This window comes from Halomonas sp. AOP22-C1-8 (genome assembly GCF_052378905.1).
Lineage (GTDB): Bacteria > Pseudomonadota > Gammaproteobacteria > Pseudomonadales > Halomonadaceae > Vreelandella > Vreelandella citrativorans.
Genome location: NZ_JBQSYD010000021.1, coordinates 1 through 26468, shown reverse-complemented (window position 1 = coordinate 26468; position 26468 = coordinate 1). Strand labels below are relative to the sequence as shown.

Genomic DNA, 26468 nt, shown 5'->3' with positions numbered 1-26468 from the left:
CTGTTTGACGCCACTTTAAGCCTGCTGATGTCTATCCGTAAGAGATCAGCAGGCTTTTATGTTTTTAACGTGTTCTCGTGGGTTTTGTGGGTAGTAGCGCTCGGGCTGCCGCTCCAGATGGGTAAAAAAGCGGGTGTCTTTATAGGGCATCTTCATAAAACCAGAAACGCCCAACCCCTGGATCTGGTTAACCGCGCCTAAAATATGGGTAAGCAATGTTTGAAACTCGCGCTCCCTTGCGGGGTCAAGCAGTCGGTAATAACTGTGTATTTTAAGATGCTGAGGGAGCGCCTCGAAAATAATCATTCCGGTATGATGAATATCGTTAAGTTGCTGCAGGATCGTCATAATCTCGGAGGGCAATATCAACAGCTCTTCCGGATCGGGCCCATCTTCAAAATAACTATGCTGGCGGCTCCGATCCTCCAGCTCTGGCACCGCGCTCATTTCGTAGTTAATCGCCATATCAGGCTGGCAGTAAAACGGCTCACGCTCCGTTTCCCGCTCTATATGCAGCGTTTGGCGCGCATTAAATAAGCAGCTTTTGAAAACGCCTTGGCGATGAATGGCGCGCGCCAAGTGAACCGTATTATTAACAGCTTCAATAAAGGCGGGCTTCACGTCTGGGTCATGCAAGTTAAGGGAAGAATCAATATATACCCCTTCGCGCTCCCAACGTACGGCCAGCCCTCCTACTACCGGATATTTACCCAGCCGACTTACCGAGGCTAAAAACGCTTTTTCTGTCTCCCCCATCCCCTGCATAAACTGTTTATAGTAACGGTCCAGCTGTACATCGTTAACCTCGTTAAGCGTTTCCTCAACGCTGGCTTCTCGCAGAAACGCCTTGCGAGAGCTATACACCACGGTATCAATTTCCTGCTGCACAGGGCGAACCCATACGGGCACAAGAGGCGCCTCGGGGCTGGGGGGAAAATCAAGCATTACCACGTTTGCCATGCGCGGCATTGTGTCGATAAAGTAACTGCCTGCAGTAAGGCGAACCTGCGGGTCGGGGTCCAGCATACCATCCAATGTACGGGCAAATTCCATAGGCAACCCCAGGGAGCTTGCGGGAATAGCGCGATGACCAAACCGGCACGACTGTGCTGATGCCAGCGCATACAACGTGCCCGCCACGCCCTGTTCATCAAAACGTGGCGAAGAGAGCGCACCGTTTAGCTGCTCTTCACCAATAAAATAGACGTCACCCAAACGTGCATTGGTTTGCTGTAGGTTATCGGACATCAGCTCCATCACATTCGCCCCAACGAACTGTAGTTGAGCATCCAATTGAGCAAAAACAGACGATCCCCAATCAATCAGTGCAATAGACTCCGTGTCAGGGTCGAAGACCAGGTTGGAGGGTTTGATATCACCATGTACCACTGGCCGGCCATGGGCCCCAGCGTCGCGGCGAAGCGCGATTAAAATATCAACAAGCTGACGCGCTATACGCATAATCAAGCGTGGTGACAAACGTCCTCTTTTGAGGGATATCTGCTCCAGATTCCAACCGGGTGCGCGCTCCATGACTAAAATCGACTGACCTCTTGCGCGCTGGTAGGTGATTAACTTGGGAATGCGAGCATGAGACACTTGATCCAGCATAAACGCCTCTTCTTCGAGACGTTCCTGTAAGTGTGTAGGCAGCGTAATGCGAGAAAATTTGAACACGTAGTGCGCCAGCGTATCGCCACTGGGCACACTGCCAGAAAACACAAAACCGTAGGCGCCTTTGCCAATCAGCTCAATACCCTGATACCCAAGCTGACTAAGCTGGGCTTGGCAGAGCGCTACCCAGTCTTTAAGCTTTTGAGCATCATTATGGCTCAGCAGATAGACCGACTGCTCTTCAGGTATATAAAATTGCTGTAACGGCGCCTGCGGCATCTTGTGTCCTAAACGTGCATTTATCCCAAATAAAGCAGCATTGTTTCAGGCGCTTCCAAAAAGCCTTTCCATGTATTACAAAAGCGCGCAATGGTGCCGCCATCAATAAACCGATGATCTCCTGCCCAGGTAATTGTCATAATGGCGCGGCGCTGAACGGCGCCTTGCTCATCAAAACGCGGCAGCCACTGCGTTTTGCCTATCGCAACAATAGCCGCTTCGGGGGCATTAATAATAGGCGTGGCATAAGTCCCCCCTAGGGCACCGATATTGGAAATACTGATCGTCCCTCCCTTTAGATCAGCCTGGTCGACACGGCCTTCACGTGCAGCAACGGTCAAGCGGCCCACTTCACGAGCGATATCAAGCAACGTCAAACGCTCAACGCCTTTAACATTGGGCACTAATAATCCGGTTTTGCTATCTACCGCCATACCAATATTGCACTGAGGATAGTAGTGAAGCTCGTCACCGGCTTCATTGAGTTGCGCATTAAGTATCGGCGTTTCGGCCAAGGCGAGTGCTAACGCCTTCATAAAAAAGGGCATCAGCGTAAGGCGCTGCCCTTGAGCATCTGCCTGAGGCTTTAGCCGCTCGCGGAGCGCCAATAGCTCAGTAACATCAAGCTCTTCGCCATAGTGAAAATGCGGAATAGTCGTTGCAGAGGCAACCATGCGTTTTGCCATCACGGCACGCACGCCGCGTAAGGGCTCTATACGTGGCGCGTCCTGCTCTGGGTTGTGCGTCTCACCGATAGTAGGCGCTGGCGATGTCTCTACCTCGTTGTGGTGAATATGCGCCAGCACGTCTTCCTTAAGCACTCGCCCCTCTTTGCCACTACCAGCCACCTCGGTAATTGTTAACCCATGCTCTCGTACTAGCCGCCTTACCGCCGGGCTCGCGGGCACTTTGCCATAAGCTCCCTGTGCAGTTGGGTTACTGGGCGGCGTAGCGACGGGTAACTCAACAGCGTCATCCGGCACATCCGGTAGCTCGCTTATTGACGATGCATGATGCGAAACAGAGCGGCCTCCTTCCCCTTCGTTCTCATCCAAGCCCTGGTAGGCGTAGAGTGGAGCATGCACTTTGGCAATTTGCCCTTGTGGCACATAAAGCCGTGTTACCACACCCGCTTCAGGGGCGGTGATTTCCACCAGCGCTTTGTCGGTCATTACCTCAACGATGGGCTGGTCTTCCTCGATATGATCACCTTCCGCAACCCGCCACTCCACGACTTCACACTCAACGATGCCTTCGCCAATATCTGGCAATTTAAAATCGCTCATTGCTCTTCTCCTTGGGCGCTAGAAATTAACGCTTTCACGAATCGCTTCAAAAATCTTCAAATGATCGGGAAAATACTCTTTTTCCAATACCAAGGGGAAAGGAGTATCCAGCCCGGTCACCCGCTTTATCGGCGATTCGAGATAGAGAAAACAACGCTCTTGAATGGTCGCTGCTATTTCGCCGGCAAAACCTCCGGTTAGCGGTGCTTCATGGCTGACGACGAGCCGACCTGTTTTCAGTACAGACTCAGCAACGGTATCGGCATCCCAGGGAAGCAGGGAGCGCAGGTCAATCACTTCGCAGGCAATGCCTTGCGCTTCAGCAAGCTCTACTGCTTTCTCAATTACTTCCATCTGGGCGCCCCATCCTACCAGGGTAATATCGCTGCCCTCTTTGATGATGTCTGCTTCACCTATCTGCAGCTGATAATCCTCTTCCGGCACCTCGCCCACTGAAGCGCGGTAAAGACGCTTGGGTTCTAAAAAAAGCACCGGATCTGGATCGCGGATGGAAGCCAGCAACAGGCCTTTTGCCTGGTAGGGATTACGCGGCACCACCACTTTTATCCCTGGCGTATGGGTAAAGTAGGCTTCCGGAGACTGAGAGTGATAAAGCCCACCGGATATCCCCCCACCATACGGGGTACGGATCGTTAGTCCGCCGACGTTAAACAAGTCGCCTGAACGATAACGATATTTGGCCGTTTCGTTAACAATCTGGTCAAACGCGGGAAAGATATAGTCGGCAAACTGGATCTCGGCGACAGGCACCGAACCCTGTGCTGCCAAACCGTTGGCAAAGCCAATAATGCCTTGCTCTACCAGGGGCGTATTAAAACACCGCGCTTTACCGTATTTTTCCTGTAGATGGCTGGTGGCGCGAAACACACCACCGAAAATGCCGACGTCCTCACCAAAGCAAATGACCTTTTCATCCTCGGCCATGGCGATATCCAGCGCATTATTAATGGCCTGCAACATGTTCATCGTGGGCATGTTACGCCTCCCCTTTAGAGTCAGTGGGCGTCTTCACGGTCAAGTCTAACGACCGGGAGCCTTGGGGGTAGGCCTCAGGGTAGCGACGAATATGGCTTTTAAGTTGGTCGAATTGACGCTGAAGCGCTGGGGTTACATCAGCATAAACATCACTCACCAGGCTATCCAATGAGGGTGGAGGCCGCTTTTCAGCACGCTTCATGGTTTCAAGCACATCACGGCGCAGTGATTCCTGCTGCTGGGTTTCCTCCTCTTCGCTCCACCAACCTTTTTTCAACATCCATTTTTGCATTCGCAGCACGGGGTCCTTGAGGCGCCATGTCTCTTCTTCGCTTTTTAAGCGATAGCCAGAAGGATCATCAGAGGATGAGTGAGCGGCAAGGCGATACGTCATCGCCTCAATCAGCACCGGGTGATTATGCTCAACCGCCAGTTTGCGCGCCTGCCGAGTGGCTTCATATACGGCAAGTACATCGTTGCCATCTACACGAATAACGTGCATGTGATAACCAAACGCACGCGGTGCAATGCCATCCGCGGCAAACTGCTCAACGGCAGGAGTGGAAATGGCATAGCCATTATTACGGCAGAAAAAGATGACGGGCACTTTATGGACAGAGGCCATATTAAGCGCCGCATGAAAGTCGCCCTCTGACGCTGCGCCTTCGCCAAAAAAGGTCAACGTACACTGCCCATCGCCTGCGAGTTTTTGACCGTAGGCATAGCCGGTTGCCTGGGGGATTTGGGTCGCCAAGGGTGACGAAATCGTCATGTAGTGAAGTTTACGCGAGCCATAGTGAATCGGCATTTGGCGGCCCTTGCCATAATCCAGCTCATTGCCGAATAGCTGGTTCATAAACTCATCAATGGAAAAACCGCGATACATCAGTGCACCCTGCTCACGGTATTGCGCCATGATCATATCCGCATCGTCCAGGGCGGCGGTGGCGCCCACCACCGCCGCTTCTTCTCCTACGCACTGCATGTAGAAGCTAAGCCGCCCCTGGCGCTGTGCGGCCATCATACGTTCGTCAAGAATACGAGTGGATAGCATGGCCTGGTAGAGCCTGCGTGCGTGTTCACGCTCTAGCGCAGGCGCTTCGGCACCGCTATAAAGTTCGCCTTCAGGGTCGAGCAAGCTGAAGGTGGAGATGGAAAGCTCATCGCCCGTCAGAAACGTCGGCTGGTGTACGTAGCGAATCATCATTATTGTCCTTGTTATGCCTCTTTTGAAGGCAGTATTGTCGGAGATGACTGTTTATGCCAGTGGATTTATCTGGTTTCAGTCAACGCAACGACTACGACAGTAACGCAGCACAAGAACTTTAGGCATACCACTTAAGACGAAGAGACCAACGACGACAAGATAATCTGGAACGGTTCAAGGAGATGGCGGTTTAGGCTCTGTCTGAAAAGTGTCTGCGCTCGACAATACGGCGTTAAAAATTGGCTCAAAATACTCATTTACACATGTAAACTCCGTTTTTTCGCCAATTTTTGCCTTGTCTTGTCTTCGCTCGTCGACTTTTCAGACAGACCCTAGAAGCAAGGCGTTAGGAAGAAGAGAGTCGTAAGCGCAGCCTGGTTTGAAGTGCATCAAACATGCTATCAACCGTAAGCGCCAGAAGCGCAATCACCAAGGCCCCCTGAAGGACGTAAGCCATATTGTTATTAATAATGCCGGCAATGATCGGGTCCCCCAGGTTGCTGGCACCCACCGTGGCACCGAGTGCAGCGGTCGCAATATTGATAGTCACCGAGGTACGAATACCCGCCAATATGACGGGCGCAGCCAAAGGCAGCTCTACCTGGTAAAGCACCTGAAGGGGCGTTAGCCCCACTGCACGGGCTGCGGTTTTAATGTCCTTATCAACATCCTGAAGCCCTGCCAGGGTATTGCGTACAATCGGCAGCAGACCATAAAGCATTAACGCCACAATAATGGGCAAGGTGCCAAAACCCAGTACCGGCACGGCTAAGGCCAATACCGCCACGGGGGGAAACGTTTGTCCAAGTGATGCAAGTTGCGACACTAACGGCAAAAAATCCTGCCCTTTTCGACGCGTTACCGCAATACCTGCGCCAACACCCAGGCTTATGGTAACAACCGCGGCAACTCCAACGACCAGTACATGGCGTTCAAGCAACACATAAAAAGGCGTACGTTGATAGATAACCTGCCGAACATCCGGCTCTATCCATTGAAAGATACCCTGAGCGTGCGGTATTCCCACGATACAGATAGCCAACAGCGTGCCCCATAAGAATGGCCACAACCAGGCCGTCATTGCGGTGGCTTGGGTCGAACGGATCACACGCTTCACATCAGGCTTCACGCATGCTTCCTTTTTCCAACTGGGCCTCTTTTACTATCTTACGCAGAGAAAGCTCGCCAATTGGAACATCCTGCTGATCGACCACGGCAAGACGATCCGTATGGTCGCGCAGCATCATGGAAAGCGCTTGGCGCAACGAAAAGTCAGCGGGTATACGAAACTGCGAGGGCAACGTTGGGCCCATCGAAGACATGTGGTCCTTGACTCGCGTTAAGGCCGCTTGCTTTAAACCACGCTCAAGCCCACCCAAAAGCGATTCAACAAAAGGGTCCTTGGGGTGCTGTAATAGTGAAAGCGGTGTCCCCTGCTGCACGATATGGCCATCGCGCATCACGACAAGATGATTAGCCAGCTTAAGCGCTTCATCCATATCATGTGTGACAAACACAACGGTTTTATGTAACCGTGCCTGAAGGCCTGCCAGCTCATCCTGCAATTTGACGCGCGTGATAGGGTCCAGTGCGCCAAAAGGCTCATCCATTAATAAAATATCCGGATCAGCCGCCAGGGCTCGGGCAACACCTACGCGCTGAGCCTGCCCACCAGAAAGCTGATGCGGATACTTATGTGCGAACTCAGCAACGGGCAAGCCAAGCAAGCCCATTAGCTCCTCAACCCGCGCCTGAATATCTTTCACAGGCCATTTCAGTAGGCGTGGTACCAGCCCAATATTGCGAGCAACCGTCCAGTGAGGGAATAGCCCCGTGCTTTGAATCACATATCCGATCCGGCGGCGCAGCTTGACCGGGTCATACGCTTCAATGGCCTGGCCATCCAGAGTAATTTCACCATCACTTTTTTCGATTAAGCGATTGATCATGCGCAACGTAGTCGACTTGCCACAGCCAGAGGTACCTACCAGCGCACAAAACTGGCCTTTTTCCACCTTTAGATTAATGGCATCAACTGCCGTTTCAGCACCGAAACGCTTTGAGACGTGAGAAAGTTCGATCATTGGACGCCTCCTGGGCGCAGTGCTTCTGCCAAGGCACCCAAGCCCGCATCCACTAACAAAGCTAATATCAAAATGGGCAGTGCACCCAGCAGCACCATGTCCATGGCGGCCTGGCCTAGCCCTTGAAAGATGAAGGTACCTAAGCCCCCTGCGCCAATCAAAGCCGCTACTGCCGTGAGCCCAATGGCTTGAACCGTCGTAATGCGCACACCCTCCAACAGCACAGGCAGCGCCAAGGGCAGGCGAACCTGCCAAAACCGCTGAATACGGTGCATGCCCATGGCGCTTGCGGCTTCCAGAGTATCCGGACTGACCTCTTCCAAGGCAGTGTAGGTATTACGCACCATGGGCAGCAGGCTATAAGCCACCAGCGCAATCAGCGCGGGCGTATTACCAATTCCACTCACCCCAACCTTAGCCAGGAAAGGCACATTGGCGGCAAGCCACGCCAGCGGCGCCAGCAAAAGGCCAAAGAGTGCCAGGCTAGGGATGGTTTGGAGGAAATTAAGCAGCGCAAAAGCAACCTTTTGCAGCCTGGCAAAGCGACGCATCAACAGGGCAAGCAGCGTGCCCATTACCACACTCATACTCACAGCGGTGCTCACCAGGAAAATATGCTGCCTGATCGCCTGTATGAATTGATGATCACGCGCTTTAAATTCCTGAACCAGAGCCAAGTCGCTTAACCAGAGCCACGCGCAAAGCCACCAAATCAGTCCAACGCCTGACAATATGAGAACCGGCCATAAACGTTTTAAACCAAGCCGCAGGCGTAGTTCAACGATACCTAACAATGAGATAAACAAGACAACCCAATAACCGCCCCCGATGCCTAATCGCGCTTGAGGAAGCTCTGGGTCTATTAAAAAGTGGCTGGCGACCATTAATCCAAACGGCATCAGCGTCAGTAGTAATACCACTACGCCCAAGGCCGCCCAATAGTGGGTACGGCTGGGCTGATACGCCAGGCTTCCCAACGCAATGACCAGTAATGAGACAAGCACAGCACCGGGCCAGCCGAAGGCGCCCTGAACGTTAACACCCTCTCCTTGCACAATTCGGTTAGGTGCAACGCTGACGGTATCCACCCCCCAAACCGCTGCCAGCATCACCACACTTAAACTGATTAAAACAGCATTAGGGTAACCACCACGCCCCAAGCGAGGCGTGGGCAGCGCATCCAAAAGCGACATTTATTAGTTATCCAAACGGTCGAGATAGTCGTTAGCGACCTGACTTGCCGATAAACCGTTAACGGCTACATCCGCGTTAAGCGCTTGCAGCGTTACCTCGTCCAGGGTTGTAAATACATCATGAAGCAGCGGCTCGATATCCGGATAGGCTTCAAGAATACTTTCTCGTACGACCGGTGCGGGCTGATAGACAGGTTGAACGCCTTTCGAATCTTCCAATACCACCAGGCCCAGGGCACTTAAGCCGCCATCCGTTCCATAGGTCATCGCTGCGTTAACGCCACTGGTTTGTTGAGCCGCGGCACGCATTGTAGCCGCTGTATTACCGCCTGAAAGCACCAGCAGTTGTTCATCCGTTAACTCAAATCCGTACGCATCTTGAAAAGCGGGTAACGCCTGAGCGGATTCAACGAACTCTGCACTGGCCGCAAACTTGAAATCACCGCCATCGGCAATATAAGCAGTAAGATCATCCAGTGTTTTCAAATTATGCTCATCTGCAACATCCTGACGAATACTCATGGCCCAGGTATTATTCGCGCTCGCGGGCGTTAGCCATACCAACCCATTTTGCGCATCCAACTCACGTACGGTTTGATGTGCCTGGTCAGCATCTTTCCATACATCGCTATCCGCCATATCGAAAAAGAAAGCACCGTTTCCGGTGTATTCAGGATATAGATCAATTTCTCCAGCAGTTAGCGCGGTACGCACCACATTCGTAGCACCCAGTTGAAGGCGGTCTTGCGTTGGTATGCCGTTGCGCTCTAGCGTCTGAATGATTAACTCACCCAGCACCGCCCCTTCCGTGTCGATTTTGGAGGCAACGACAACGGGCTCATTGGCATTCGCTTGGCTTAATGTTGTCAACGACAGGGCAGCGACAGATAGCAGAGATTTGATAGTAAAGCGCATCTTGGCAATCCTTTAGTAGACGTCTTTTAGTGAGGGGAGGCATTACTAGTATAAGTGGCATTTGAGTGGCTGCCAGACGCCGCTATAGCGACGCCTGGCACACCGGCTCTTGCTAAGGAGATTCAATGACCCACGTAGTTCCTTCACGTGAGTCTTTTAACACGATACCTAGCGCCGCCAACTCATCACGAACGGCATCTGCCTGAGCAAAATCCTTATTCGCTTTCGCTGCCTGACGCTGGGCAATTTTTTCCTGGATAGCCGTTTCGCTAAGCGCTACCCCTTGCGACTGAGAGCCTTTTAAAAACGCAGCGGGCGTTTGCGTGAGAAGCCCCAACACACCAGCGAGCTGTTTTAATTCACCAGCCAGCCCCACGGCCTTTTCAGGTGTATCGCTTTTGGCACGATTAACCTCTCGCGCCAACTCAAATAGTACAGCGAGCGCCTCCGGGGTATTGAAGTCATCGTCCATGACCTGGGTGAAGCGGTCACGATAAGGACTAGCGGCTTCATCCATTTGAGCCGCAGTGTCGACGCCATCCAGCGCGGTATAAAGGCGCGTTAACGATTTACGCGCCTCTACGAGGGAATCAACCGAGTAGTTAATCGCACTCCGGTAATGGCTGGCGACCAACAGGTAACGCACCACTTCCGGATCATGCTCGGCCAATACGTCTCGAATGGTGAAGAAGTTGCCTAGCGACTTCGACATCTTTTCCTGATCCACACGGACAGCGCCCGCATGCATCCAGGTGTTAACGTAGGTTTTCCCCGTCGCGGCTTCTGACTGAGCAATTTCGTTTTCGTGGTGCGGGAAGGTCAAATCGGGCCCGCCACCGTGAATATCAAAGGTATCCCCCAAACAGCAGGTCGACATGGCCGAACACTCGATATGCCAGCCAGGACGGCCATCGCCCCAGGGTGATGACCAGTGCGCCTCACCCGGTTTTGCCGCTTTCCAAAGCACAAAATCAAGCGGATCTTCTTTATGAACATCCACATCAACCCGCGCACCTGAACGCATATCGTCTAGCTGGCGGTTATTGAGCTTGCCGTACGTGGCGAATTTGCGCACTCGGTAGTACACATCGCCATTTCCGGCAGGATAGGCAAAACCTTTTTCGATCAACGTTTCGATCATGCCGACGATATCCCCAACATGCCCCGTTGCACGGGGCTCTTGGCTGGGTGGCAGCACGTTCATCCGCGCTTCGTCTTCATGCATGGCATCAATCATGCGCTCGGTTAGCGCCGTAATGCTTTCACCATTCTCCTCAGCACGCTTAAGGATTTTATCGTCGATATCGGTGATGTTACGCACGTAGGTAACGTCATAGCCACGGTGGCGCAAATAGCGAGTAATGACATCAAATGCGACCATGACACGGGCGTGGCCAAGGTGACAATAGTCATACACCGTCATGCCGCAGACATACATGCTTACCTTACCCGCGACCAGCGGCGTAAATGGCTCCTTGCGACGCGTCAGCGTATTGTAAATTTGCATATGACGATCCTTAACCTTTCTGTTTGATTTTCGCCCAGCTATCTTTCAACCCTACGGTACGGTTAAACACCAGTTGCCCCGGCTTGGAGAGATGACGGTCAGCACAGAAGTAACCCATGCGTTCAAACTGGAAACGATCTTCCGGCACGGCTTCGGCCAGACTTGGCTCGCCGATTGCTTGGCAGATGACCAATGATTCTGGGTTCAGGTGCTCAAGGAAATCGACATCCTTGTCACGGTCCGGTTGCTCGACCATGAACAGATTGTCATACAGACGCACTTCTATGGGCACACCGTGAGTGGCGCTGACCCAGTGAACCACGCCTTTCACCTTGCGCCCTTCCGGGTTTTTGCCGAGCGTGTCGAAGTCCACCGAACAGTGCAGCTCAACCACTTCACCGGCGTCGTTCTTGATCACCTCGTCACACCGGATGACGTAGCTGTTGCGCAAGCGAACTTCCTTGCCTGGCGCCAAGCGGAAGAACTTCTTGGGTGCATCTTCCATGAAGTCATCCTGGTCAATGTACAGCTCGCGACCAAACGGTACCTTACGCATCGGCATGTCGTCACGCGCGGGGTGTCCCGGCACGTCGTACACTTCCTCGTGGTCTTCTGCCACATTAGTCAGTACGACCTTGAGCGGTTTCAGCACGCACATGGCACGCGGCGCGTTATCTTCAAGGTCCGAGCGAATAGCGTGGGTCAGCATGGCGATATCGACAAGCCCGCCATCAGCACGCGTCACGCCGATCATTTCGCAGAATTTACGAATAGAAGCGGCGGTATAACCACGGCGGCGCATGCCGGAAATCGTCGGCATCCGTGGGTCATCCCAGCCGTCTACGATCTGCTCGTCCACCAACAGTTTCAATTTGCGTTTAGAGGTCAGCGTGTAATCCAGGTTTAAGCGAGCAAACTCAATCTGACGTGGTTTAGCGGGAACCGGGAGATTATTCAGGAACCACTCATATAGCGGACGGTGGTCTTCAAATTCCAGCGTACAGATTGAGTGGGTGATACCTTCAATCGCATCCGACTGCCCATGAGTGAAGTCGTAGGAAGGATAAATTTTCCATTTATCGCCGGTTTGGTGATGATTCGCATGACGAATGCGATACAAGATGGGATCACGCAAGTTGATATTAGGTGATGCCATATCGATTTTGGCACGCAGCACTTTTTCACTTTCGCCAAATTCGCCAACGCGCATACGCTCCAGCAAATCCAGGTTCTCCTCAACGCTACGTTCGCGATAAGGGCTTGGCTTACCAGGAGCCGTTAACGTACCGCGATACTCACGAATCTCATCGGGAGAGAGATCATCCACGTAGGCTTTGCCTTCGCGAATTAAATGCTGTGCCCAGGCATAAAGCTGGTCAAAGTAGTCAGAAGCAAAACGAACGGGCCCCGCCCAGCTAAAACCTAACCAACTGACGTCTTCTTTGATGGCATCAATATAAGCCTGCTCTTCTTTCGCCGGGTTGGTGTCGTCAAAACGCAGATGACACTCACCACCCATTTGCTCCGCCAATCCGAAATTTAAGCAGATCGACTTTGCGTGGCCGATGTGCAGAAAACCGTTCGGCTCTGGGGGGAAACGCGTCACGATTTTTGTGACCTGGCCGCCCTCGATCTCGTCGCGTACTTGGTTGCGAATGAAGTTCGGCGCTGGGGTGGTCTCGTTGGTCATGGTGGTGTTGAAAACCTCGTGGTGGATGGCGTGCCAAGCAACCTCTGCTTACGCTATCAGGTTAGCGCTTCGCGGTGCCAAGCAAAACCGCTATTATAGCGTGACGCCGATGCACAGCGCCAAGGCGAACGTCTTCATTGAACAGGAATTTATTCATGATCGTATTACAGACAAACCACGGTGACATTACTATCGCGCTTAATCATGAAAAAGCGCCGGTAACAGCGGCTAACTTCGAGCAGTATGTTCGTGATGGATTTTACGATGGCACACTGTTTCACCGCGTCATTGACGGGTTTATGGTGCAAGGCGGTGGCTTTGATCAGGACTTCAACCAAAAGCCGACACGTGATTCAATCGAGAATGAAGCGGATAATGGCTTAAAGAACACCATCGGCACGCTTGCCATGGCTCGAACGCAAGACCCCCATTCGGCGACTGGCCAGTTTTTTATTAATGTTGGCGACAACGGCTTTTTAGATCACAGCGGAAAAAGTCTTCAAGGTTGGGGTTACGCCGTTTTTGGTGAAGTAGTTGATGGTATGGACGTGGTCAATGCCATTAAGGGTGTGAGCACAACCCGCCGTGGCATGCATGCGGATGTGCCTGCGGAAGATGTGATCATTGAGCGTGCTTATGTAAAAGAAGCAGAATAACTCTTCGGGAGCATCATGCGCACACTGCTTGTAGCTGACATGCACTTAAGCAGCGACACCCCTGAGATCAATCAGGGGTTTTATCGCTATCTAGAACAAACCGCCCAGGGCGCAAGCGCCCTTTATATTTTGGGTGATCTTTTTGATGCGTGGATTGGCGATGACTTACTCGACACTCAGCATCCCCTTAGCGCCGTGGCGCTTGAGGTCATCCAGCGGTTACACAAGCTGAGCGATGACGGCACAGCTATTTATCTGTCCCATGGTAATCGTGACTTTCTGCTGGGCGACCGGTTTGTTAATGCCTGCCAGGCAACACTTCTCTCCGATGTGCAGGAAGTGGAGTTGGAAGGTGTGCCGCTTGTGCTGCTGCATGGCGACAGCCTGTGCACCCAGGATGACGCCTATATGGCATTCAGGCAGCAGTCGCGCAATCCTGAATGGCAAGCACAGATTCTAGCGCTGCCTCTTGAGCAGCGCCTGGAGCTTGCCAAAAGCCTACGCCTGCAATCAGGTGATGCCAACGCCAACAAAGCCGAAGCGATTATGGACGTGACCCATGCTGAAGTCGTGCAACTAATGGAGCGCTATGGCGTTGCCACCATGATCCATGGCCATACGCACCGCCCTAAGGTTCATGATCTTACGGTGGAGGACGTACCCGCCAAACGCTTTGTACTGGGTGACTGGGATGACCAGCACGGCTGGGACGTGATTATCGAGGAGTCTGACCGCCCTGAACCCAAGCTACGTCAATTCTCCTTGGCCACGCCGCCCGCGGCGTAACTGCCTTCAGCAAACACAAAAAAGCCGATCAATCGATGATCGGCTTTTTTATTCATACCTGAAACGTTAGCGCTTGATATCCGCATCCTGATACAGGGTGTCAATCAAGCCCTGGATCACTGCTTGGGCTCTTAACTGCTCAGCCATTTGCGCGACAAAACCCGCTATTTGATCATTATCTTCGCCTGCCGATACGTCATCCAACGCGATGACCGCAACATCTTGCGACAGCGTAACAGCCCGGTACTGGCTTTCACCTTCATCCGGATTCGGCATACGGAAGACTTCCGACACCAACCCTTGAGGCAAAGAACTATTCTGCTGACGACTAACGTTAGTGGCTTCAAGCCAATTGACGTCGAGCGTCTCACCCGCATTAAGCGAAGCTGTCATTGCTTGAGCCTGCTCAAGCATGGCTTGTTGACGCTGCTGGGCGGCAACGGACTGCTCTACCTCATCGCGAACGTCATCCAGGCTTATCAACGTCGCTTCACGGTGTTCGGCCACACGCAAGACCAAGCGTCGATCATCGTCGAGCTCAATCACTTCACTGTTATAGCCATCAGTCAGCACCTCTTCGCTGAAGGCTTCATCCAGCACGCCCGGCTCCGAAAGAACGCCTTCGCCTTCACCACGCGCGAGCCAATCGGTCTGCGTCAACGTTAAACCAATATCATCAGCGACGCTTTGCAAATCGTCCGCAGCAAAGCTCTGGTCAATCAGCTGCTGGACGTTAGCGTTAAACGTATCGTTAACTTCTCCTAACGCCACGTTTTGACGCAGAGTGTCGCGCTGCTCTTCAAACGAGGGGGCATCAACATCGGTCACTCGCAGAATGTGGAAGGCACCATCAACTTCAACGACCTGCGACGTTTCGCCTTCAGCAAGAGAGAATGCAGCCTCATCAAATGCATTGCCGAAAATACCGCGCGAAATCGTACCTAGATCGCCTCCTTCCTCGGCACTTGCTGTGTCATCAGAGTAGCGGAGTACCGTATCAGCAAAGGATTCGCCATCTTCCAGGTCATCATAAGCAGTGTCAGCAATGCTGCGTGCTTCTTCACGGGAACGTTCATCACCAAAGGTCACCATGATATGTGAAATACGCCGATCTGCATTTTGATTCTGTTCACGCCACGCCTGGCGAAGCGTCTCTTCATCAATTTCACTTTCAGCAGCCATGGCTTGGCGATCAATCAGCACATACTCAACGCGTACCTGCTCAGGCCGCTCGAAACGCTCCTGATGGGCATCATAGTAAGCCTGTACCTGCTCGTCGGTGACATTGATATCAACATCTACGTCGTCGTTGTTCATCAGCACATAGCGAAAACTGCGCTGCTGATTTTGTAACTCGGCCAAACGAGCCTGTTCGCTGGGCAGGCTAAAATCGCTGAATGCCAAGCCTTGCTGCAAATGCTGACGCTTAATGTCGACGCGCAAGTCCTGACGAAACGAGACAGGTGAATAGCCTGCACCCGCTAGCCGGTTACGGAAAATGTCGGCCGAGAAATGACCATTTTGATCATGAAACTCGGGGAGGCCTACAATAATTTGGTCTAACTGTGCATCGGAGACGTAGAACCCGCCGTCATCAGCGTACTGAGTAAGCAGTTGCTGGGTGATCAACTGGTCCAGCATATCATTGCGCAACGCACGCTCTTGTTCCGGCGGAACCTGGCCTGACCGAAGCGCTCGCTGCACCTCCAGCTCAACCTGCTGACGCATGATGGGCTGGCCATTGACACTTGCGACTTCATTGGGATCGCTGCCAAACACACTAAACAGTGATTCCACCCCAAACAGCGCCATGGCAGCCACCATGAGACCGATAATAATTTTGGCGCCCCAGCTTCTGGAGCCATTTCGAATACTTTGCAGCATGCTAGCCTCAGATAAACACAGCCATATAAATAAACCTTCACGTTGCCCGAAATCGTTTTCGGATAACCCCTTAAATACCAGGCCAAAAAATAACATGGGCGCATCGCGGATGCGATGCGCCCATTAGATTACATAAACACAGAACAATTAATTAACGGCGTCTTTCAGCGCCTTGCCTGCTTTGAAGCCAGGTACTTTCGCCGCTTTAATTTCGATAGGCTGGCCCGTCTGCGGGTTACGGCCTGTACGCGCAGCACGCTCTTTAATAGCGAAGGTACCAAAACCTACCAGTGAAACGCTTTCACCTTTTTTGAGGCTATCGGTGACAGACTCCACCATGGCATCCAATGCGCGGGTTGCCGCTGCTTTAGGAATATCGGCAGACGCGGCAATGGCTTCAATCAGCTCAGACTTATTCACACTTCACCCCTTAACTGTTTCAAAAAAATGGCTCTGTACGGCATGGCCACCAGAAGGTAAGACCTCAAAGCATAGCTGCGTTTTATAGCAATGCCTTGAAACACCTGTCAAGCAAACACACCGTGGAATGCCCGCTGCACAAGGCTTTGGGCAAATTCTTTAAGTAAACATTAAAGACCAATGGCTTTAATATTAGTGTGTATTGGCTACGGTGGAGGAAGTAAACGATGTTTTAGCACCCTTTTCAGCACTTTTTAAAGACGTGCCATCATCGTTTTCATCGCTCACTAGCGCCACCGCCAATACATCATCTATCCAGCGTACCGGACGAATATCAAGTGCACCCTTGATATTTTCCGGTACTTCCTTGAGATCACGACGATTTTCTTCAGGAATCAAGACGGTCTTTATACCACCGCGACGGGCTGCCAGCAATTTCTCCTTCAGGCCGCCTATCGGCAACACCTCGCCCCGAAGGTTAACTTCACCGGTCATCGCCACATCACAGCGCACTGCACGCTGCGTATAGGCCGACACCATAGCCGTTACCATCGCGACACCAGCGCTGGGGCCATCTTTAGGCGTAGCCCCTTCTGGCACATGGATATGCAGGTCTTCATTCTCAAAACGCACAGGGTCAATACCGAACCCGTGAGCACGCGCCTTAACAACGGTTTGCGCGGCACTAACGGACTCTTTCATTACATCGCCGAGCGAGCCCGTTTTGTTAATTCGCCCTTTACCTGGCGTCACCACAGACTCAATGCTGAGAAGCTCTCCACCGACTGATGTCCACGCAAGCCCTGTTACACGGCCAATCTGGTCGTCCTGCTCAGCCAGCCCGTAGCTGTAACGTCGTACGCCGGCATAGGCTTCAATTTGCTCAGCAGAAAGGGTTTGCGTCTCTTCGAGGTCTTTACGCTCCAAGCGCTCGCGAAGCACTTTACGGCAGACTTTAGCAATCTGGCGTTCAAGTTCACGCACCCCCGCTTCACGCGAGTAGTAGCGAATAAGCTCCAGCAGCGCATCATCCTGAAGTGCCAGCTCATCTGTCTTCAGTCCATTGGCAGCGAGCTGCTTCGGCAACAGATAACGCTTGGCAATCGCCAGCTTTTCATCTTCGGTATAGCCTGGCAGACGAATAATTTCCATACGGTCCAAAAGCGGGCCAGGAATATTCATCGAATTGGCCGTACAGATGAACAGCGTCTCTGAAAGGTCGTAATCCAGTTCCAGATAGTGATCGCTGAAGCTGTTATTTTGCTCAGGATCCAATACTTCCAAAAGTGCTGAGGCTGGGTCGCCACGATGATCCATGCCGAGCTTATCCACTTCATCCAGCAGGAACAGTGGATTCTTGACACCTGCACGGCTCATGCGCTGCATTAGCTTACCGGGCAATGAACCAATATAAGTACGTCGATGGCCACGAATCTCCGACTCATCCCGCACTCCGCCCAATGCCAAGCGCACATACTTGCGATTGGTCGCCCGCGCGATAGATTGGCCCAGCGAGGTCTTACCCACCCCCGGTGGGCCTACCAGGCACAGCACAGGGCCTTTCATCTTGCGTACGCGCTTTTGTACAGCCAAGTACTCAAGGATACGTGCTTTTACCTCTTCGAGGCCGTAATGGTCCTCATCAAGCACTTCTTGCGCTTTCACAAGATCATGCTTCACGCGCGTACGCTTTTTCCAAGGGACCGCTATCAGCCAATCCAGGTAGGAGCGCACGACGGTCGATTCTGCAGAGTTAGCAGCCATCATTTTCAGCTTGTTCAGCTCTTGAGTCGCTTTATCAGCAGCCTCTTGTGGCATGCCCGACTCTTTGATCGCTTTCTCGTACTTTTCGGCTTCATTTGGTACGTTGTCGAGCTCGCCCATCTCCTTCTGAATGGCTTTCATCTGCTCGTTTAAGTAGTACTCGCGCTGGGTCTTTTCCATCTGCTCTTTAACACGAGAGCGGATGCGCTTTTCTACTTGAAGCAGATCAATTTCAGATTCGATTAAGGCCATCAGATGCTCAATACGATCGCGCACCCGATCCATCTCTAAAAGCTCCTGTTTATCGCCAATTTTTAGCGATAAATGAGCACAGATGGTGTCCACTAGTCGGCTTGGATCTTCAATCCCGGAAAGCGAGTTAAGCACCTCATTGGGCACTTTTTTCGACAGTTTAACGTACTGCTCGAACTGATTAAGCAGCACGCGTACCAGCGCTTCCTGCTCGCGGCTGGTTAAGGGCTCGCTCTCTCGAGGAGAAAGATGGGCTTGCGTATAGCCCGCTTCGTTCTCTTCGATGTCCAGTACATCCGCGCGAAAGCTGCCTTCAATCAACACTTTTACAGTGCCATCGGGAAGCTTGAGCAGCTGCATAATGTCCGCCACAGTGCCCATGGCGTAGAGGTCAGCATTGTCCGGCTCATCCTGGGCAGCTTCTCGCTGAGCCACTAGCAATACGCGCTTATCAGCTTCCATCGCAGCTTCAAGCGCCTGAATCGACTTTTCACGTCCTACAAACAGAGGGATAACCATTTGCGGATACACGACGACGTCCCGCAACGGCAATAAAGGTAGACATTGAGTCTGTTCGGCGTTCTGCTGCATCGCAGACGTTCCTCAACAAATCGGAAGAGTACTTGATGGAACACCAAGGCAAGTACATCACTGTATGAAAAGTACTACGCAGTGTAGAGCAAACTACGCAGTGACACCCATGAACAACAAGGGGCCGCCTAGGCGACCCCTTGGTTTAGCGCAAGCGGCTGAAGTCACGCCGTTGGCCTATTACTAGCCATCCGTGCCATCAACGCGAGCATCTTCCTGCTTTGAATACATCAAGAGCGGCTCGCTTTCACCTGCGATTACCGATGCATCGATAACCACCTTGCTGACATTTTCCAGTGATGGAATTTCATACATGGTGTCAAGCAATACCGACTCAAGGATAGAGCGCAGGCCGCGTGCACCTGTCTTCCGCTCCATCGCCTTCGCAGCAACCGCTCGCAACGCTTCGTCTCTAAACTCAAGCGTCACGCCTTCCATTTCGAAGAGCTTTCCATACTGCTTGATGAGCGAGTTTTTGGGCTCTGTCAAAATCTGGATCAACGCGTCTTCGGTAAGCTCCGTCAACGTAGCAATGACCGGTAGGCGTCCAACAAACTCTGGAATCAAACCGAACTTCACCAGGTCTTCCGGCTCAACGTCTGCAAGCAGCTCACCGACACCACGTGCTGACTCTTTGCTCTTAACGCTGGCGTTAAAACCGATCCCGCCCTTTTCAGCCCGGTCACGTATAACCTTGTCCAGACCCGCGAAAGCGCCGCCCACAATAAACAGTATGTTACCGGTATTTACCTGAACAAACTCTTGCTGCGGATGCTTGCGGCCACCCTGAGGCGGCACAGAAGCCGTCGTGCCTTCGATTAGTTTGAGTAACGCCTGCTGTACACCTTCACCCGATACATCACGCGTGATAGACGGGTTGTCGGACTTACGAGAAATTTTGTCAATTTCATCGATATATACAATGCCGCGCTCGGCCTTCTCTACATCGTAGTCACACTTTTGAAGCAGCTTCTGGATGATGTTTTCAACATCTTCACCCACATAACCCGCTTCGGTCAGCGTTGTTGCATCCGCAATGGTGAAAGGTACGTTTAATAAACGTGCCATGGTCTCCGCTAGCAATGTTTTACCACTACCAGTGGGGCCGATGAGCAGAATATTGGATTTACCTAATTCAACATCGCCTTCACGTACGTCCGGTCTCAGACGCTTGTAGTGGTTATAAACCGCTACGGACAGCACCATTTTGGCGCGGTCTTGTCCAATGACGTAATCGTCCAGGGTATGACGTATTTCGCGAGGCGTAGGTAAACGCTCCTCATCGCTCTCGGCATCGGCTTCGAGAACTTCCTCGCGAATGATGTCATTACACAAGTCGACACACTCATCGCAGATATATACGGACGGGCCAGCAATCAGTTTACGTACTTCGTTCTGGTTTTTTCCACAGAACGAGCAGTAAAGTAATTTACCACCTTCATCCTTGCCTTTGCCGTCGGCCATTAGCGTACCTCTGTCACTGCGGCGGCTTCCACCGCCATAAAAGCTCGTTAGAAAAGCAAAACCTCATCACGCTATCAGGATGTAGGCCGCTTATCCAGCACTGCGTCAATCAAGCCATACTCTTGAGCTTTATTGGCGCTCATGAAGTTGTCACGGTCGGTATCACGGGCAACCGCTTCCAGATCCTGACCGGTATGATGCGCAAGAATCTGATTCAACTTTTCGCGGATTCCCAGAATCTCGCGGGTATGGATTTCAATGTCAGATGCCTGACCTTGATACCCCCCCAGCGGCTGATGAATCATGACCCGTGAATTAGGCAAGCAGTAACGCTTACCGGCTGCGCCTGCTGTTAAAAGCAGCGCGCCCATACTGGCCGCTTGACCAATACATACGGTTGATACATCGGGCTTAATAAACTGCATGGTGTCATAAATCGACATGCCTGCCGTTACCGAGCCACCCGGCGAGTTGATATAAAGATGGATATCCTTGTCGGGGTTTTCCGACTCAAGGAACAACATCTGAGCGACCACAAGGTTAGCCATGTAGTCTTCAACAGGGCCTACCAGGAAAATGACACGCTCTTTTAGCAGACGCGAGTAAATATCGTAGGCTCTTTCCCCTTTGGCGCTCTGCTCAACCACCATGGGCACTAAACCGCCGGCGTTTTGAATATCAAATCCACTCATTTGGGTGATTCCTTGCGTCCGATAAGGGAAAGGCGCACCGAGAACAGTGCGCCGCGCTGATGGGATTGCTTAGGCGCCTGCTTTCTCGCCTTCTTCAGCACCCTCGTCTTGTGCAGCCTGCTGCTGAGCGGCAGCTAATGCTTGCTGATAAGACATTTCAACGTCTTTAACGTTCGTTTGCTCAAGCAGTTTATCGACCGCTTTCTCTTCGAGAATGGCAGACTTAACCTGCGTTTTCAGCTGGTCGTTGCTCATGTAGTACTCAACAACCTCAGAAGGGTCCTGGTACTGCTCGGCCAGCTCTTCAACTTTTGCTTTAATCGCAGCATCGTCAGCGTCAAGCTCATTGACCTTGATCACTTCAGCCAGCAAAAGACCTACTTGAACGCGGCCCTTGGCCTGCTCTTCAAAAAGCTCATTGGGCAGCTGGCTAACATCAAAGTCTTCGCCAAGGCCAAACTGTTGAGCAGCCTGACGCTTCATTGCATCCGTTTCTTGCTGAACTAACGAGCTTGGCACCAGAATGTCGTTGGCTTCTTTAAGCGCGTCCAGCACCTGCTGCTTAACACGATTATCAACGGCCTGAGTCGCCTCACGCGTCATGTTCTTTTTGATTTCAGCGCGGAATTTATCCTGGTCGCCATCGTCTACGCCAAAGCGCTCAATGAAAGCAGCGTCAATTTCAGGCAGCTTCTGCGTGCTGACTTTATGCACCGTTACATTGAAGGTGGCTTCCTTACCTGCCAGATGCTCGGCCTGGTAATCTTCCGGGAAAGTAACCTTGATGGTTTTCTCTTCGCCAGCCTTGGCACCGATTAACTGCTCTTCAAAGCCTGGGATAAAGCTGTTGGAGCCAATCACTAGCGCGTGACCTTCAGCACTACCGCCTTCAAACGGCTCATCGCCCAGGAAACCTTTAAAATCAATCGTTACCTGATCGCCATCTGCTGCCGGTGTATCCGCATCTTGCCAATCGGCATTTTGTTTACGCAGCGTCTCGATCATTTCATCAACGTCAGCATCGCTTACGCTAACCACCGGGCGCTCAACGTCAGTGCCTTCGATAGAGGTCAACTCGATCTGCGGATAAATTTCCATGATCGCTACGAATTCAAGATCTTTACCGGCTTCATTAATTTGCGGCTCAATCTGAGGGTAGCCAGCCGGGTTAAGGCCTTCTTCAGTGATGGCACGTACGTAACGTTCACGCATTACCTCGCCCACTACTTCACTGCGAACGCTGTCGCTATAGCGTTGGCGGACAACAGACATTGGTACCCGGCCTTGGCGAAAACCATTCAGCCGCACGTTTTTCGCGGTGTCTATCAGGCGAGCACTGACAGCCTCGTCGATTTCGGCAGCCGGTACTTGGATAGAAATACGGCGTTCGATCTGGGAGGTCGTCTCGACGGAAACTTGCATGAATTGTCCTCTAGCGGCTGGGCGTTGTATTAACAGTGTTTAAATAAATTCCAAGGGGCAATTTTAAGAACCCTAGCGCACGGTGGCAAGCGCCATGCTCGCAAGATGGGGGCGCTGCGGTTAATTACAAGGGAATAAGTGACTAATTTATTACTTTTAGACCTCGGACAAAGAATTACGTGCTCATTACGATAGGCTACCTGCCACTTAGCAACCTTTACTGGCTATCGTAACGATACTCATGACTATTCATCAAGACTTACCTATTTCACGCATTATGCAAACCAGCATTTTGCACTGCACACCCGACATCCCGCTTTGCCAAGCGGCAAAGCGTATGGCGAAGCGCCACTGCAGCTCTATTGTCATTATGGAGAACCACCAAGCGTTAGGTATTTGGACAGAGCATGACGCCTTGATGATCAATTTCAGCACGCCCTCGGTTCTAATGCGGCCGATCGCGGAATTTATGACATCACCCGTGCATACCGCGCCGCATCAAATGTTGCTTAGCGAGGCCGCCCTACTCCTCAATACGCATAAGCTGCGTCATCTTCTAGTGCTGAATGATAAACAGAAGCCCGTCGGAATTTTGTCGCAAACGGATATCGCCGTTAACCAAGGGTTAGAGCCTTATCTACGCCTCAGGGAAGTACATGCCGCGATGCGATGCGACCCATTGATATTGGATGGGTCGTTAAGTTTAGCGGACACAGCCTTTCAGATGCGCACGCATCAGCAAGATGCCGCCATTATTCTTTGCGATGATCAACTGGGCATTCTCACCGAGCGCGATATTGTATCGTTTATCGCTAACCAGTCGAATGACACGCCTGTCAAACACCTGGCTAGCCAGCCATTGATGTCGATTGAGGCATCCGAACCCTTAATCAACGCACGAAACCTCTTGATTGATCACCGAGTGCGACACCTGACGGTTCGCAACCGCCAAAACGATATTATCGGTTTACTAGGTTTTTCCAACATTCTAAGCGATGCAGAGCACCTGTACCTTGGCGATTTGCGCGATGCTTTAGAACAGCGGGATCAGGCGCTTGCGCGCTCCAATCAAAACCTTCAGCTGGCAGAGCGCGTGATTGAGTCATCACTTGAAGGCATTATTATTACCGATGCTGACGCACGCATAGAATTCGTAAATCCCGCCTTTACGCATCTTACCGGCTATACCCTGGATGATGTATTAGGTAAATCGCCCAGCGTACTCGGCTCGGGTCGCCAGGACGCAACATTCTATAAGCAACTGTGGAATACCTTAAAAACGGATGGCTATTGGCGAGGAGAGGTATGGAACCGACGTAAATCGGGCGAGCTCTATCTTGAGCGGCTGACCATTACCGCTATCTGCGACGATCAGGGTATAACACAGCACTATGCTGGGCTGTTCTCAGACATCACCCATATGCGTGAAAATGAAGAGCAGATTCGCCATCTGGCCTACTATGATGTGTTGACACGCCTACCTAATCGTCGCCTGCTTGAGGATCGTATCACCCTGGCTATCCGCCACGCCCATCGCACCTCAGAACAACTTGCAGTGATGTTTATCGACTTGGACCATTTCAAGCAGGTGAACGACACGCTTGGGCATGCCCTAGGAGACGATCTTCTATTAAGCGTTGCCGAGCGCATGGCAAACAGGCTACGAGAAGATGATACGCTCGCCCGCCTGGGTGGCGACGAATTCATTGCGCTACTGCCTAATATTAACGGTTTTTGCGAAGCGTCTAGCGTTGCCAAGCGCCTGATTGAGGCCGTCAGTGCCCCTTATTCATTACAGGGCCACAACTTCCGCATCGGCTCCAGCATTGGCATCAGCCTGTACCCTGATGACGGCAGTACGCCTGAAATATTGATTCAACATGCCGACGCGGCAATGTACCGCGCCAAACACGAAGGCCGAAACACCTATCGCCTTTTTCAGGCAGCCGTCGATCAGCAGGCACGCGACCAATTAAGCATGGAAACAGCGCTGCGTAATGCGCTTGAAACCGGCGATGGCCTGTATATGGCTTACCAGCCTATCGCCCAGCGCGACAGTCGCCATTTGGCTTCTGCAGAGGCATTAGTTCGCTGGGCACACCCACAACAAGGGTTGATAGCACCTGGCGAATTTATCCCTCTTGCGGAGCGCTCAGGCTTGATTTTGCCCTTGGGCGAAAAGGTGATCGACCTGGTGCTTGCGGATATGAGCGCGTGGCAAGCTGCGGGAAGGACGCTAGTGCCTGTTGCGATTAATCTATCCGCTGCGCAGTTTTGGCAGCCCAATTTTGTTGATCATATCTCGCGGAAATTACGCGACAGCAGCATTTCACCGGCGCTGATCACATTTGAGCTTACCGAAAGCATGCTGCTTAATCGCCAAGTAGAGGGCACTGACCTTCTCAAGCAATTACGCGTACTGGGTTGCGGTATCGCTCTGGATGACTTTGGTACAGGCTACTCATCACTAAGCTACTTACATAATATTCCCGCCCAAAGTCTCAAAATAGATCGCAGTTTTATTGAGGCCTTGCACCAGCAGGAGCACAACAGCCGCGCTATCGTTGCGGCAATTGCAAGCCTTGCTCGTGAGCTAGGCTTGAAGGTGGTCGCCGAAGGCGTTGAAACGGAGCAGCAATGGGACCTACTGGGTGAATACGCTATCGATTTCATCCAAGGGTTTTACATTTCCAAACCCCAGCCCGCCCATTATTTTGGAGAACGACTTGCTCCTTAATGCAGGCAGCATAAAGGCGCCATTGCGGGGCGCCTTTGCCTTTTTACTACCGGGCCTAATGGATTATTTATGACGCTTAGGGCGCCACCATAAACTTACCGCATGCATTAAAAGACCACAGGTAGCGGCATGAGAGATAAAGACTTCCCAGCTGATCCATGTGGTAAAAAGCGCGTGCCAAGCCCCCATGACTAAAGCACCCGCTAACAGCATGAGCACCAACCGTAGGCAAAGACGAGGCAATTGCTTGCGCGCGTCACGGGATAATAAACGCCATTGCGCTACCGTCGCGCCGGCAACCAATACGATACCCATCACAATAAGCGTTTGACGGGTACTGTGCCCGCCTGCCATAAAACGCGGCAAAGATGCCAGCATCACCACACACAAACCGAGCGCAACACTAATGCGCTCTGCTGAAAAAGGCATCGGCTGCATTGATTAGGCTACCTTTAGCTGCTGCTCTTCAATCCACGTCTCGACCCACGGTAGTGCGGCATCATCTGCCATAAATGTTTCCATGGCATCAATTTCCAACCGGTCACCCAAACGGCGTGCCCCATGGTCTTCAAGTAACGCATCAAGCGCTCTGCCCGCACCACAGTATGTATCACCGTAGGAGCTGTCGCCTAACGCAATCATGCCGTAGCGTAATTCCGTAAGGGCTGGGCTTGTATCTTTTAAGCTGCGCACAAAAGGCACAAAATTACCGGGAAAGTCACCACTGCCAGTGGTAGAGAGCACGAATAATGAGAGATCTTCATGGCTCGTTAGATCATCAAGTGTCGGCTGCTCAACAATATTAACGGCAAAGCCCGCTTGCTCGAATAATGGCTTCACCTGCTCAGCCACATCTAACGCACCGCCATACATCGTGCCAACCAATATGTTCAGTTGAGGCATTGTTGCTATCCCCTATTAAGTGTCACGGCGTTGATAAATAGCCGTTGAATTTACAGGAATATTAACATACTTCATTTATACGGCACATTTCGCAAATGAACAGACAAGGCTGTATGCACCGTGGCG

General features: G+C 52.0%; 21 protein-coding genes. 3 read left to right on the top strand and 18 right to left on the bottom strand.

Annotated elements, in window-relative coordinates; translation table 11 throughout:
- Window positions 1–45: 45 nt before the first annotated feature.
- The 10 genes from ACT3TY_RS12180 to ACT3TY_RS12135 all read right to left on the bottom strand — a co-directional run bounded on the left by ACT3TY_RS12180 (window position 46) and on the right by ACT3TY_RS12135 (window position 12771).
- Complete coding sequence (locus ACT3TY_RS12180; protein WP_444628424.1) at window positions 46–1893, bottom strand: protein kinase domain-containing protein; 1848 nt, start codon at window positions 1891–1893, stop codon at window positions 46–48.
- A gap of 20 nt (window positions 1894–1913) precedes the next feature.
- A complete protein-coding gene (locus ACT3TY_RS12175) occupies window positions 1914–3179 on the bottom strand; it encodes a 2-oxo acid dehydrogenase subunit E2 (protein ID WP_444628422.1) in 1266 nt (421 codons plus the stop codon).
- A gap of 18 nt (window positions 3180–3197) precedes the next feature.
- Complete coding sequence (locus ACT3TY_RS12170) at window positions 3198–4175, bottom strand: alpha-ketoacid dehydrogenase subunit beta (protein WP_087111445.1); 978 nt, start codon at window positions 4173–4175, stop codon at window positions 3198–3200.
- A 1-nt stretch (window position 4176) separates the two neighbouring features.
- Entirely contained in the window at window positions 4177–5379 is a 1203-nt protein-coding gene (locus tag ACT3TY_RS12165) for a thiamine pyrophosphate-dependent dehydrogenase E1 component subunit alpha (RefSeq protein WP_444628454.1), read from the bottom strand.
- Window positions 5380–5728: 349 nt separating this feature from the next.
- Entirely contained in the window at window positions 5729–6511 is a 783-nt protein-coding gene (locus tag ACT3TY_RS12160) for an ABC transporter permease (RefSeq protein ID WP_444628421.1), read from the bottom strand.
- On the bottom strand, window positions 6501–7466 hold the full coding sequence (locus tag ACT3TY_RS12155; RefSeq protein WP_444628420.1) for an ABC transporter ATP-binding protein: 966 nt from the start codon (window positions 7464–7466) through the stop codon (window positions 6501–6503). Before ACT3TY_RS12155 ends, ACT3TY_RS12160 begins: the two co-directional genes overlap by 11 nt.
- Window positions 7463–8659, bottom strand: coding sequence for an ABC transporter permease (locus tag ACT3TY_RS12150; protein WP_444628418.1), 1197 nt, complete (start codon window positions 8657–8659; stop codon window positions 7463–7465). The genes ACT3TY_RS12155 and ACT3TY_RS12150 overlap by 4 nt, the downstream gene beginning before the upstream one ends.
- Before the next feature lie 3 nt (window positions 8660–8662).
- Window positions 8663–9574 carry a glycine betaine ABC transporter substrate-binding protein OsmF gene (gene osmF / locus ACT3TY_RS12145; RefSeq protein WP_444628417.1) on the bottom strand — a complete coding sequence of 304 codons (912 nt, stop codon included), beginning with the start codon at window positions 9572–9574 and terminating at the stop codon, window positions 8663–8665.
- A gap of 112 nt (window positions 9575–9686) precedes the next feature.
- Entirely contained in the window at window positions 9687–11081 is a 1395-nt protein-coding gene (cysS, locus tag ACT3TY_RS12140) for a cysteine--tRNA ligase (RefSeq protein WP_441679356.1), read from the bottom strand.
- Between the two features lie 10 nt (window positions 11082–11091).
- A complete protein-coding gene (locus tag ACT3TY_RS12135) occupies window positions 11092–12771 on the bottom strand; it encodes a glutamine--tRNA ligase/YqeY domain fusion protein (RefSeq protein WP_444628416.1) in 1680 nt (559 codons plus the stop codon).
- Window positions 12772–12926: 155 nt separating this feature from the next.
- On the opposite strand from ACT3TY_RS12135, the gene ACT3TY_RS12130 reads away from it, so the two are divergent.
- On the top strand, window positions 12927–13427 hold the full coding sequence (locus ACT3TY_RS12130; RefSeq protein WP_087111461.1) for a peptidylprolyl isomerase: 501 nt from the start codon (window positions 12927–12929) through the stop codon (window positions 13425–13427).
- 15 nt (window positions 13428–13442) lie between these two features.
- Window positions 13443–14213, top strand: a complete 771-nt coding sequence (locus tag ACT3TY_RS12125) for a UDP-2,3-diacylglucosamine diphosphatase (protein WP_444628415.1) — start codon at window positions 13443–13445, stop codon at window positions 14211–14213.
- Between the two features lie 66 nt (window positions 14214–14279).
- On the opposite strand, the gene ACT3TY_RS12120 is transcribed toward ACT3TY_RS12125, so the two are convergent.
- From ACT3TY_RS12120 to tig, 6 genes are all read right to left on the bottom strand, one after another.
- The gene (locus ACT3TY_RS12120; RefSeq protein ID WP_444628413.1) at window positions 14280–16097 is read right to left on the bottom strand and encodes a SurA N-terminal domain-containing protein; all 1818 of its coding nucleotides are present in this window, start codon (window positions 16095–16097) and stop codon (window positions 14280–14282) included.
- A gap of 147 nt (window positions 16098–16244) precedes the next feature.
- Entirely contained in the window at window positions 16245–16517 is a 273-nt protein-coding gene (locus ACT3TY_RS12115; RefSeq protein WP_087111465.1) for an HU family DNA-binding protein, read from the bottom strand.
- Window positions 16518–16709: 192 nt separating this feature from the next.
- Complete coding sequence (gene lon / locus ACT3TY_RS12110) at window positions 16710–19124, bottom strand: endopeptidase La (RefSeq protein ID WP_444628412.1); 2415 nt, start codon at window positions 19122–19124, stop codon at window positions 16710–16712.
- Between the two features lie 183 nt (window positions 19125–19307).
- Window positions 19308–20588, bottom strand: coding sequence for an ATP-dependent Clp protease ATP-binding subunit ClpX (gene clpX, locus ACT3TY_RS12105; RefSeq protein ID WP_172118799.1), 1281 nt, complete (start codon window positions 20586–20588; stop codon window positions 19308–19310).
- 74 nt (window positions 20589–20662) lie between these two features.
- Complete coding sequence (gene clpP / locus ACT3TY_RS12100; RefSeq protein ID WP_193057203.1) at window positions 20663–21280, bottom strand: ATP-dependent Clp endopeptidase proteolytic subunit ClpP; 618 nt, start codon at window positions 21278–21280, stop codon at window positions 20663–20665.
- 69 nt (window positions 21281–21349) lie between these two features.
- Window positions 21350–22702 carry a trigger factor gene (gene tig, locus ACT3TY_RS12095; protein ID WP_444628411.1) on the bottom strand — a complete coding sequence of 451 codons (1353 nt, stop codon included), beginning with the start codon at window positions 22700–22702 and terminating at the stop codon, window positions 21350–21352.
- 241 nt (window positions 22703–22943) lie between these two features.
- On the opposite strand from tig, the gene ACT3TY_RS12090 reads away from it, so the two are divergent.
- Complete coding sequence (locus ACT3TY_RS12090; RefSeq protein ID WP_444628409.1) at window positions 22944–25439, top strand: EAL domain-containing protein; 2496 nt, start codon at window positions 22944–22946, stop codon at window positions 25437–25439.
- Window positions 25440–25502: 63 nt separating this feature from the next.
- On the opposite strand, the gene ACT3TY_RS12085 is transcribed toward ACT3TY_RS12090, so the two are convergent.
- Window positions 25503–25877 carry a hypothetical protein gene (locus ACT3TY_RS12085; protein WP_444628408.1) on the bottom strand — a complete coding sequence of 125 codons (375 nt, stop codon included), beginning with the start codon at window positions 25875–25877 and terminating at the stop codon, window positions 25503–25505.
- A gap of 3 nt (window positions 25878–25880) precedes the next feature.
- Complete coding sequence (locus ACT3TY_RS12080; protein ID WP_444628406.1) at window positions 25881–26342, bottom strand: flavodoxin; 462 nt, start codon at window positions 26340–26342, stop codon at window positions 25881–25883.
- Window positions 26343–26468: the final 126 nt, after the last annotated feature.

Coding starts and splice junctions, on each gene's coding strand:
- ACT3TY_RS12180 (WP_444628424.1), bottom strand. CDS start 1,893: ATGCCGCAGGCGCCGTTACAGCAATTTTATATACCTGAAGAGCAGTCG.
- ACT3TY_RS12175 (WP_444628422.1), bottom strand. CDS start 3,179: ATGAGCGATTTTAAATTGCCAGATATTGGCGAAGGCATCGTTGAGTGT.
- ACT3TY_RS12170 (WP_087111445.1), bottom strand. CDS start 4,175: ATGCCCACGATGAACATGTTGCAGGCCATTAATAATGCGCTGGATATC.
- ACT3TY_RS12165 (WP_444628454.1), bottom strand. CDS start 5,379: ATGATTCGCTACGTACACCAGCCGACGTTTCTGACGGGCGATGAGCTT.
- ACT3TY_RS12155 (WP_444628420.1), bottom strand. CDS start 7,466: ATGATCGAACTTTCTCACGTCTCAAAGCGTTTCGGTGCTGAAACGGCA.
- ACT3TY_RS12150 (WP_444628418.1), bottom strand. CDS start 8,659: ATGTCGCTTTTGGATGCGCTGCCCACGCCTCGCTTGGGGCGTGGTGGT.
- osmF (WP_444628417.1), bottom strand. CDS start 9,574: ATGCGCTTTACTATCAAATCTCTGCTATCTGTCGCTGCCCTGTCGTTG.
- cysS (WP_441679356.1), bottom strand. CDS start 11,081: ATGCAAATTTACAATACGCTGACGCGTCGCAAGGAGCCATTTACGCCG.
- ACT3TY_RS12135 (WP_444628416.1), bottom strand. CDS start 12,771: ATGACCAACGAGACCACCCCAGCGCCGAACTTCATTCGCAACCAAGTA.
- ACT3TY_RS12130 (WP_087111461.1), top strand. CDS start 12,927: ATGATCGTATTACAGACAAACCACGGTGACATTACTATCGCGCTTAAT.
- ACT3TY_RS12125 (WP_444628415.1), top strand. CDS start 13,443: ATGCGCACACTGCTTGTAGCTGACATGCACTTAAGCAGCGACACCCCT.
- ACT3TY_RS12120 (WP_444628413.1), bottom strand. CDS start 16,097: ATGCTGCAAAGTATTCGAAATGGCTCCAGAAGCTGGGGCGCCAAAATT.
- lon (WP_444628412.1), bottom strand. CDS start 19,124: ATGCAGCAGAACGCCGAACAGACTCAATGTCTACCTTTATTGCCGTTG.
- clpX (WP_172118799.1), bottom strand. CDS start 20,588: ATGGCCGACGGCAAAGGCAAGGATGAAGGTGGTAAATTACTTTACTGC.
- clpP (WP_193057203.1), bottom strand. CDS start 21,280: ATGAGTGGATTTGATATTCAAAACGCCGGCGGTTTAGTGCCCATGGTG.
- tig (WP_444628411.1), bottom strand. CDS start 22,702: ATGCAAGTTTCCGTCGAGACGACCTCCCAGATCGAACGCCGTATTTCT.
- ACT3TY_RS12090 (WP_444628409.1), top strand. CDS start 22,944: ATGACTATTCATCAAGACTTACCTATTTCACGCATTATGCAAACCAGC.
- ACT3TY_RS12085 (WP_444628408.1), bottom strand. CDS start 25,877: ATGCAGCCGATGCCTTTTTCAGCAGAGCGCATTAGTGTTGCGCTCGGT.
- ACT3TY_RS12080 (WP_444628406.1), bottom strand. CDS start 26,342: ATGCCTCAACTGAACATATTGGTTGGCACGATGTATGGCGGTGCGTTA.